The organism is Corynebacterium nasorum, assembly GCF_022347325.1.
GTDB classification, from domain to species: domain Bacteria; phylum Actinomycetota; class Actinomycetes; order Mycobacteriales; family Mycobacteriaceae; genus Corynebacterium; species Corynebacterium kefirresidentii.
Genome location: NZ_JAKRDU010000002.1, coordinates 259318 through 267581 on the forward strand (window position 1 = coordinate 259318; position 8264 = coordinate 267581).

Genomic DNA, 8264 nt, shown 5'->3' on the forward strand with positions numbered 1-8264 from the left:
GGGCGACTTTTAGCCCCCAATAGTAACGCACGCCATACAAAAAGGGGACCCCGCGCACCCGTCAGAGCCTCCTGACCCTTGCTGCATTCCTGCCCTGGGGGAGTTCAGAGGATGGACGCCACGCGGAATCCTGCCCCATACTTTAACGCCCGAGCGCCGGTTTAGCCAAATGGGACTCCGGCCGCGCAGCCCTCCGCCGCTCGCGGGTACCGCTCTCGATACCTAGCCACCACACAACGGTTAAAATTCCCCGAAAACACGCACTGACCTGGCGATTGGTAAAATAATTGCCACGGCTGCTAATGTTTCTTCTCGGAGGATTCGACTAGCGGCCTATGTCACACGCCTGGAACGCGTGCGGGGTTCACGCCCCTCGTGGGTTCAAATCCCACATCCTCCGCCACAGGAAATCCCGGTTCCTGCTGCATAGCAACGGAGCCGGGATTTTTGTTATACCTGCGCTCGGCCGCGCTAGCCGACGCCGCGCTAGCCGCTAATCGATGACCGGCGGTTCGTAGCCGTCTTCTTTTAGCCACGCAATATGCGGCGGGGTGTTCATGCCCCACTCAGTGCGCGCCCAGAGGAAGGCCTGGGCGACCTCGGCCTCGGGATAGCCTCCGTCGCGCAGGTACTGCCGGAAGCCGTTCGGGCCTGAGTCTTTGATCCACAGCCAGACGTAGTCGTCGAGGGAGTCGTCGGCAAGCAAGCCTTCCATCCCTTCTGGAACGTATTCACGCTCGGTGCGCACGCGGTCCGCTAGGTCCTGGTCAAGGAAGTCGTAGAGGTAATCCAGCGCGTCCTCAAGCTGCGCATAGTCGAAGGCATTCATGCCGCCCAGCCTAGTGGCGCTTGGTGCCTAGGACCATGCGGTCGATTTCTTCCAGCACCTCGTCCACGATGGCCGGGTTATAGGCGCGGTAGCCGCGCATGCGCAGCAGCTCCTCCTGTGCCGCCGTCAGAGCGGTCCGGCGGGCCTCCAGAGCTACGTGGCGGAACTGCCAGGCGCGTTGCTTGCGGGAGTCTTCGGAAACATCCTCGCCATCACCAATCCGGTCTTCCAGCCATTGGATAACGTTGGCGGAAATTTCCGGATCCACCTTTTCGGCGTCGGGCGCGATATGCCCATCCGGCCGGAAGTTCGACAGTGCCTCGATGCTGGCCGCACGCGCACGGCCAACCACGGCAGCGCGCATCTTATCGCTGGCAATCTGGGAGGCTTCCGTGAGGTCGAGTCGCTCCATCAACCACGGCAAGAGCAGGCCGGGCACCACCATCGTGGCCAGCAAGACCGTCAACGCGATGACGGCGAGCTCATGGTGGAAACTAAACACGCCCGCCGGGATGGACAAAACCAGCGCCAAAGTGACAAGTCCACGCATGCCGGACCACGTCATCAGCAGTACCTCTTGCAGGCGCAGCGGCGCAACCCGTGGGCGGCCGCGGGAGACGTTGATGCGGTAATAGGCATACATCCACACCAAACGGACAACAAAGGCCACGAGGGACAAGATGACGCCCACGAGCACCGAATGCCACAGGTCCGAGCCCACTTCGCCGATGGCGGTATTGACCGTCAGGCCAATGAGTCCGAAGGCCACGCCAGTAAAGAGCAGTTCGATGGTCTCCCAGAAGGACTGACCGGATAGGCGGTCCTCGGCCTGGATATCGGCCCGGGAATTAAGTTCTACGGCCGCGATGACCACGGCGATAACGCCGGAGGCACCGAGTTCCTCCGCGATGAGGTAGACGGCAAACGGCGTCACCCAGGTCAGCGCGTTGCGCGCGGTGACGTCGTGGACGTGGGTGATAAACAGTGCCACCAGCCGGCCGACGATCCACCCCAGGCCGCCCGCGACGAATGCAGAGTAGAAGAAGTTCAGCACGCCGCTGCCAAAGGAGAGCTCATCGCCTTGGGTTACGGCCGTCAAGGCAAGATTGAAGGCGACGATAGAGGCGGCATCGTTAAACAGGCCTTCGGTCTGCAAGGTGGTGATGATGCGCCGTGGGATGCCGGCGGGCTCGGCCACGGCGTCAACGGCGACGGGGTCCGGCGGGGCGATGGCTGCACCGATGAGGATGGCCGCAGCCAGGCTGATACCGGGCAGGAAGGCATAGGCCGTGAAGCCAACGGCCAGCGTGGTGGCGACCACCAAAAGCACGGATAGGCTCAAGATAGTCACCCATTGTTCACGGATAACGCCCCACGAGGTGCGCCGGGCCAGCGCCCACAGCAGCGGCGGCAGGAAAATCGGCAGGATGAGCTCGGTGGGCGGCTCAAACCTGGGTAGCCCCGGCACGAAGACGGCGCAGGCAGTAATGATCGTCAGCAACGCCGGCCACGGCAGCCCAATCTTGTCACCGATGGCGACGACGAATACGGTCAGCAGCATGAGCCCAATGAGCACCAGAAGAACGTCCATGGGCCCAGATTTTACCCGCGCCAGATATAGGGATCAGGGCTTAAGCGGTCGGGCGCGAATTGCGCGAGCAGCTCTGCGGCGCTGCCGGCTTCATACCCCAGCGAGGCCGCCAGCTGCTTGACGACGTCCCCCACGTCCCCCATTTCCCGCATGGTCACCGCACTATCGCGCTTGGCTAGGCGTTCACCGGATTCATTGAGCACGAGCGGGACGTGGATATATTCCGGCGGCTCGATACCGAGCAATGAGGCGAGGTAGGCCTGGCGCGGCGCCGAGGAGAGCAAGTCATCGCCGCGGACTACCTGGTCGATGCCCTGGAAGGCATCGTCGACGACGACGGCCAAGTTATACGCCCAACCGGTGTCCTGGCCGCCGCGGCGCAGGATGAAGTCATCGACGTCGCCGGTATAGGTTCCGTGGAGGGCGTCGTGGATGGTGAATGTGGGGACGTCGGCAAGCAGGCGAAGGGCGGGCTGGCGATTCTGGGCCGCCAGCTCGGCGCGCTTGGCCGCGCGCTGGTCTTCGGTGAGGTTGCGGCAGGTGCCCGGGTACTGGCCGGGGATGGCGTGCGGGGCCCGGGAGGCCTCGCGAATGTCCTTACGCGAGCAATAGCATTCGTAGGTGGGCAGCTGGGCCAAGGCTTGCTCATAGGCAGCGTCGCGATCGTGCTGGTAGATGACCTCGCCGTCCCAGTCCAGTCCGAGCGCGCGCAGGTCCGCCAGCTGGCGCTCGGCCGATTCCTGGGAGGAGCGCTGCTTATCGATGTCCTCCACGCGCACCACAAAGCGCCGCCCCGTCGAGCGGGCAAAAAGCCACGCCAGAAGCGCCGTGCGGAGGTTGCCGAAGTGCAGATCCCCCGAGGGGCTCGGCGCGTAGCGGCCGGCGCCGGTGGTCGCAGAATTCATGCCCACAGTCTACGGGCTGGCACAATGGCGGGCATGGAAAAAACGAACGGCGCTGAAGTGCGCTTCATTCCCGTCCGCTCTACTCTCTACCCTTGGCTGGTCACCGTGTTTGTGGTGACCTTCCTGATTTCCAATATCAACGCCACCAAGGGCGTCCAGCTCGGCCCGCTGGTGACCGACGGTGCCTTCTTTCTATTCCCGCTGGCCTATATCGTCGGCGACGTGCTCTCCGAGTGCTATGGCTTTAAATCCACGCGCCGCGCGGTCTACATCGGCTTCGCGATGGCCATCTTGGCGGCCGTGTGCTTCTATATCGCCATTTGGCTGCCGGCGGCCGATTTCTATGAGGGCCAGGAGGCCTTCGCGGCCACGCTTGGCCTGATGCCGCAGATTCTGGCCGCCTCGCTAGCCGGCTATCTCGTGGGCCAGCTACTCAATGCCTGGACGCTGACTGCGATGAAGAAGCGCTCGGGCGAAAAGGGGCTTTTCGCGCGCCTTATCGCCTCTACCGTGGTGGGCGAATTCGGCGATACGCTGCTGTTTTGCGCCATCGCCGCGCCGGTAATCGGCGTGGATACGGTGGGTGGTTTCATCAACTACGTCATCGTGGGGTTCGTGTGGAAGACCCTGATGGAGGCCGTCATGCTGCCGGTGACGGCCATGGTTATCTCGTGGGTTAAAAAGCGCGAGGACTACTTGCCGGCGTAGTAGCGGCCGAGGAATTCATCGCGGTAGGCCTCGTAGTAGCCGCCGTCGATGGCGGCGCGGATATTATCCACCAGGCGAATCATGAACTCCACGTTGTGGATGGTGCACAGCGTGCCTGCGAGGAATTCCTTCGCCTTGAGCAAGTGGTGCAGGTAGGCGCGGGAGTAATTCTCAGATACGTAGCCGCCGAATTCCTCGTCGACCCCAGCGAAATCGCGCTTAAAGCGCGCATTGGTGAGGTTCATGCGGCCGTCGAGGGTGTAAACGCCGCCGCGACGCGCCAAGCGGGTCGGCGCCACGCAGTCGAAGGTATCGGCACCGGCCTCGACGGCGGTGAAAATATCGTCCGGCTCGGAGATGCCGAGCAGGTGGCGCGGCCTGTCCTCGGGTAGCTCATCGCAGACCCAGCCAACGATGGTGCCCAGGTTTTCCTTCTCTAGCGCACCGCCGATGCCAAAACCGCCAAAGCCGCGCTTGCCTTCCTCGCGGGCGGCGTAGTCGAGGTCGAGCAGGCCACGGGTGGCCTGGCGGCGCAGGTCCTCATACTGCGCGCCCTGAACGACGCCCCACAGGGACTGCTTCGGCCGGTGGGTGCGCTCGCGGGTGAGGCGGTCGTGCTCATCCAGGCAGCGCTTGGCCCAGCGGTGCGTGCGGGCGACGGATTCTTCCTGGTAGGTACGCGTATCAACGAGCGTGGTCAGCTCGTCGAAGGCGAACATGATGTCTGCCCCCAGCCCGTGTTGGATCTGCATGGACTTCTCGGGGGTGAAGCGGTGCTTGGAGCCGTCGATAACGGATTTGAAATCCACGCCGTCCTCGTCCACCTGCGCCATGCGCTCTTTCTTTGCCGCGCGGATGTCCTTATCGCTAAGTTCCGCGATATCCATCGCAAGGACTTTCTTGAAACCTACGCCCAGCGACATCACCTGGAAGCCGCCGGAGTCGGTGTAGGTCGGTCCGTGCCAGTTTTCAAACTCGGCCACTCCGCCGGCCTCGTCCACGATGTCGTGGCCTGGCTGCAGGTAAAGGTGGTACGCATTCGACAAAATGGCTTGCGCGCCGGTGGAGCGAATCTGCTCCGGAGTCAGGGTCTTTACCGTGGCTTTAGTGGCCACCGGGATGAAGGCCGGGGTCTGAATATCGCCGTGTGGGGTGTGGATGACACCGCTGCGGCCGTGCTTGCCGGGACCTTCGGGCAGGCGCTTGCCGATGTCGAAGCTCAAGTCCATTTCTATTCTTCTTCCTTGTCTGCAGGGATAGGGGCTGGGGTGGCGTGTTTAGCTTCCCATTCTTCTTCCAGGGCGGTGCCTTCGATGTCCAGGGTGGGCAGAATCTTGGCCAGCCACTTTGGCATCCACCACGTCGCGCGGCCCATAAGGAACATGGTGGCGGGGACGAGGGTCATGCGGATAAAGAAGGCGTCGAAAAGCACGCCGGCGGCCAAGGCAAAGCCGAAGATCTGGATAAATGGCAGCGGCTGGTTAATAAACGCCACGAAGACCGAAATCATAATGATGGCTGCGGCCGTTACCACGCGGGCGCCTTGGGTAAAGCCGGTGATGGTGGCCTCGTCGACGGCGCTATAACGCCCGCCGGTGCCCTCCGGGTGGCGAGAAATGTGCTCGCGCATGCGGGTGACCAGGAAGACCTGGTAGTCCATCGCGAGGCCAAAGGTCACGCCGATGAGGAAGATGGGCATGAAGGAAATCAGCGGGCCCGGCGCGGGCACCAGGTTCCACAGGCCTTCCTGCCAGACCAGGACGGTCAGGCCGAAGGCGCCGCCGACGGACAGCAGGAAGCCCAAGCCCGCAACCAGCGGCACCAAGATGGAGCGGAAGACCAACAGCAGCAGCACAATGGCCAGACCCACGACGATGGCCAGGTACGGCACCATGGCTTCCTCGAGGCGCTCGGTGATATCGAGCTGCACGGCCGTCAGGCCGGTCAGGCCGATGTCGGTACCGGTGGCGTCCTCGATCTCGCCGGTGGCCGAGCGCAGCGCGTGCGCGACGTTCACCGTTGCAGCGTCCGTGGGCGCGGTTTCAGGGGTAACCATGATCTGTGCGGCGCGCTTGTCCTGGCTCAGGCCGACAATCTGCGCGTGCTTCACCCCGCCCAAGCCCTTGAGCTGATCCGCGGTGTAGAGGAAGGACGCAAGCGCGGCCTTGTCCTCTGGGGAGGCAGCGTCGGCCGCATCTGCGGAGGTGTCTACCACCTCAGCGGCCGGGGCGATCTCCGGCTCGGCTGCGGGCTGGTCCCCCTGCGGCTGCTCAGGCATCTCCTCTTCGGGGGCAGCATTCTCGGCCGCATCCTGCTCGGGAGCGGGGGCTGGTTCGGGTTGGGACTGGGCGTCGACAAGCGGGGCCAAGGCGCCGGATTCCGCGTTGACCGTGTGGGCATCGACCACGGCGAGGAAAGGACCGTTGACGCCGGGGCCAAAGCCCTCGGACATGATGTCGGCGGCCTTGCGCTGGGTGGTATCGGGGTTCGACGTGGTATCGGCCGGAAGGGCAAGCTCCATCTGGAGTACCGGCGCGGTCATAGCCCCCAAGGAGAGCACGACCAGCGCCATAGCCAGGCCGGGCACCTTCTGGACTAAACGCACCCACCGGTTGCCCATGGTGGGCCCGCGGCGGCGCTTGCCCTTGCGGGTCGGGTTGCCGGCCACGCCGGGGATTCGGCCATGGAAGGCCTTATCGCCCAGCAAGCCCAGCATCGCAGGGATGAGCGTGAGCGAGACCAAGACGGCGATCGCGACGGTGCCGGCGGCGGCCAAGCCCATGGCTGTGAGGAAGCCAATGCGCGCAATGATGAGCGCGAAGAGCGCGGTAAAGACCGTCGCGCCGGCAAAGACCACGGAGGAGCCGGCCGTACCCACCGCCATGCCTGCGGCATCGGGCCCATCCATGCGGCGGCGCTCGGCGCGGTAGCGCGAAAGAATAAACAGCGCATAGTCGATGCCCACAGCCAGGCCGATCATGATGGCCAGAACCGGGGTCATATTATTGAGCTCAATCCAGTGGGTGGCAATAAACATGCCCAGCGCGCCGAGTCCCACGCCAATGACGGCGGAAACCAATGGCATCCCCGAGGCCACCAGCGAGCCGAAGGTAAAAATGAGCACGAGGAAAGCGACGCCCAGCCCGATGATCTCGGAGGTGGAGTTGACCGCGATCTCATCGCCAAAGCCTGCGCCATTGCCTTCGACGGTAAGGCCGCGGTCGCGGGCGATATTCATCGCCTCCGTGACGGTGTCTTTATCTGCTTGCTCCACGCTATAAGGCGACTCGGCGTCAAAATTGAAGGTGGTATACGCAATGGTCTCGTCATCGTTGACCATGGCGAGGTTATCCGCATCAGCGCGGGCAGATGCTTCCGGCAGCCCCATATCCGTGAATTGGTGGATGACCTGATCTTGCAGACGGGGCGAGACCTCAAGCGGGTTGCCAAAGCGCGTGGTATCGCCCATCTTCAGGTTGTCTTCGAGGTAGGAGATGGTGGCGTCGATGGCCTCGCGGTTTGCTGGATCAGAAAGCTTCTGGCCATCTGGGGCCTTGAAGACCACGTTGACCGAGGGTGAATTGGCAGGGTTGCCGCCCTCTGGGAAGAGGTCCATGGTCTTATAGGTGGCGTCGATAGATGGGGTTCCCTTGATGGAGAACTCGCTCGTCATCGGTTTCATCAGCAAAGCGGCGGCACCGCCAACGGCGGCGAGCAGCAGCAGCCATGCCACGATGACCTTCCACTTATGGAGGAAAGACCAGCGCCCAAGACGATAAAGCAATGTAGCCACGGGTAGATGTACCTTCGCATTCACGTGGGGGACGGGGTGAACTTCGCCCTAGTGTAGTGGCCGCACCCTATAATCCCCTATCGCGAAGCCACCTGCGTCCCAGTTTTCACAGCTGGCGGCCAGCCGGGCCCCTCCCCCGCGCCCCGCGGCCTAGCCGGGAAAAAGAAAATCCCGGCCTGCGCAAACAGACCGGGATCTCGGTGCGGTGGCGGCGGGATTTGAACCCGCGGTTGGGGGTTACCCAACAATCGCTTTCGAGGCGATCACCTTCGGCCGCTCGGACACGCCACCGCGTTCCAGATTACGGGAGTGCGCCCGAGCGACAAAATCGCTGCGCCAGCGGGGTGCCAGCGCAGCGATATGCAGAAATACGGATGAGGATTAGTCGTCCTTCAGGCCGCCGATAACCTCGTTGGCCTTGTCCTTGATGCCGTCGGC

At 63.2% G+C, this 8264-nt stretch carries 6 protein-coding genes, 2 tRNA genes and 1 other RNA gene; 2 read left to right on the forward strand and 7 right to left on the reverse strand.

The features are described from left to right. Positions 1-36: 36 nt before the first annotated feature. Positions 37-135: signal recognition particle sRNA small type (ffs, locus tag MHK05_RS03580), an RNA gene on the reverse strand. Positions 136-314: 179 nt separating this feature from the next. Here ffs and MHK05_RS03585 point away from each other — a divergent pair. Further along, positions 315-403 (forward strand) — tRNA-Ser (locus MHK05_RS03585). Between the two features lie 90 nt (positions 404-493). On the opposite strand, the gene MHK05_RS03590 is transcribed toward MHK05_RS03585, so the two are convergent. Genes MHK05_RS03590 through gluQRS form a run of 3 tightly spaced genes read right to left on the reverse strand, consistent with a single transcriptional unit; the run spans position 494 to position 3325 of the window. After that, positions 494-829 carry a hypothetical protein gene (locus MHK05_RS03590; RefSeq protein WP_023020382.1) on the reverse strand — a complete coding sequence of 112 codons (336 nt, stop codon included), beginning with the start codon at positions 827-829 and terminating at the stop codon, positions 494-496. A 10-nt stretch (positions 830-839) separates the two neighbouring features. Next, positions 840-2420, reverse strand: a complete 1581-nt coding sequence (locus tag MHK05_RS03595) for a cation:proton antiporter (protein ID WP_239204871.1) — start codon at positions 2418-2420, stop codon at positions 840-842. Between the two features lie 11 nt (positions 2421-2431). Beyond that, positions 2432-3325: a tRNA glutamyl-Q(34) synthetase GluQRS gene (gluQRS, locus tag MHK05_RS03600; RefSeq protein WP_239204873.1), complete on the reverse strand. Its 894-nt coding sequence runs from the start codon at positions 3323-3325 to the stop codon at positions 2432-2434. 33 nt (positions 3326-3358) lie between these two features. Between gluQRS and MHK05_RS03605 the strand changes: the two genes are divergently transcribed. Beyond that, positions 3359-4033, forward strand: coding sequence for a queuosine precursor transporter (locus MHK05_RS03605; protein ID WP_369707467.1), 675 nt, complete (start codon positions 3359-3361; stop codon positions 4031-4033). On the opposite strand, the gene tgt is transcribed toward MHK05_RS03605, so the two are convergent. The 3 genes from tgt to MHK05_RS03620 all read right to left on the reverse strand — a co-directional run bounded on the left by tgt (position 4018) and on the right by MHK05_RS03620 (position 8117). After that, positions 4018-5262, reverse strand: a complete 1245-nt coding sequence (tgt, locus tag MHK05_RS03610) for a tRNA guanosine(34) transglycosylase Tgt (RefSeq protein WP_239204875.1) — start codon at positions 5260-5262, stop codon at positions 4018-4020. The two genes, MHK05_RS03605 and tgt, sit on opposite strands and share 16 nt — an antisense overlap. 2 nt (positions 5263-5264) lie before the next feature. Then, the gene (locus tag MHK05_RS03615) at positions 5265-7826 is read right to left on the reverse strand and encodes an MMPL family transporter (protein WP_034660249.1); all 2562 of its coding nucleotides are present in this window, start codon (positions 7824-7826) and stop codon (positions 5265-5267) included. A 203-nt stretch (positions 7827-8029) separates the two neighbouring features. Further along, positions 8030-8117: transfer RNA gene (locus MHK05_RS03620), tRNA-Ser, on the reverse strand. Positions 8118-8264: the final 147 nt, after the last annotated feature.

Coding starts and splice junctions, on each gene's coding strand:
- MHK05_RS03590 (WP_023020382.1), bottom strand. CDS start 829: ATGAATGCCTTCGACTATGCGCAGCTTGAGGACGCGCTGGATTACCTC.
- MHK05_RS03595 (WP_239204871.1), bottom strand. CDS start 2,420: ATGGACGTTCTTCTGGTGCTCATTGGGCTCATGCTGCTGACCGTATTC.
- gluQRS (WP_239204873.1), bottom strand. CDS start 3,325: ATGAATTCTGCGACCACCGGCGCCGGCCGCTACGCGCCGAGCCCCTCG.
- MHK05_RS03605 (WP_369707467.1), top strand. CDS start 3,359: ATGGAAAAAACGAACGGCGCTGAAGTGCGCTTCATTCCCGTCCGCTCT.
- tgt (WP_239204875.1), bottom strand. CDS start 5,262: ATGGACTTGAGCTTCGACATCGGCAAGCGCCTGCCCGAAGGTCCCGGC.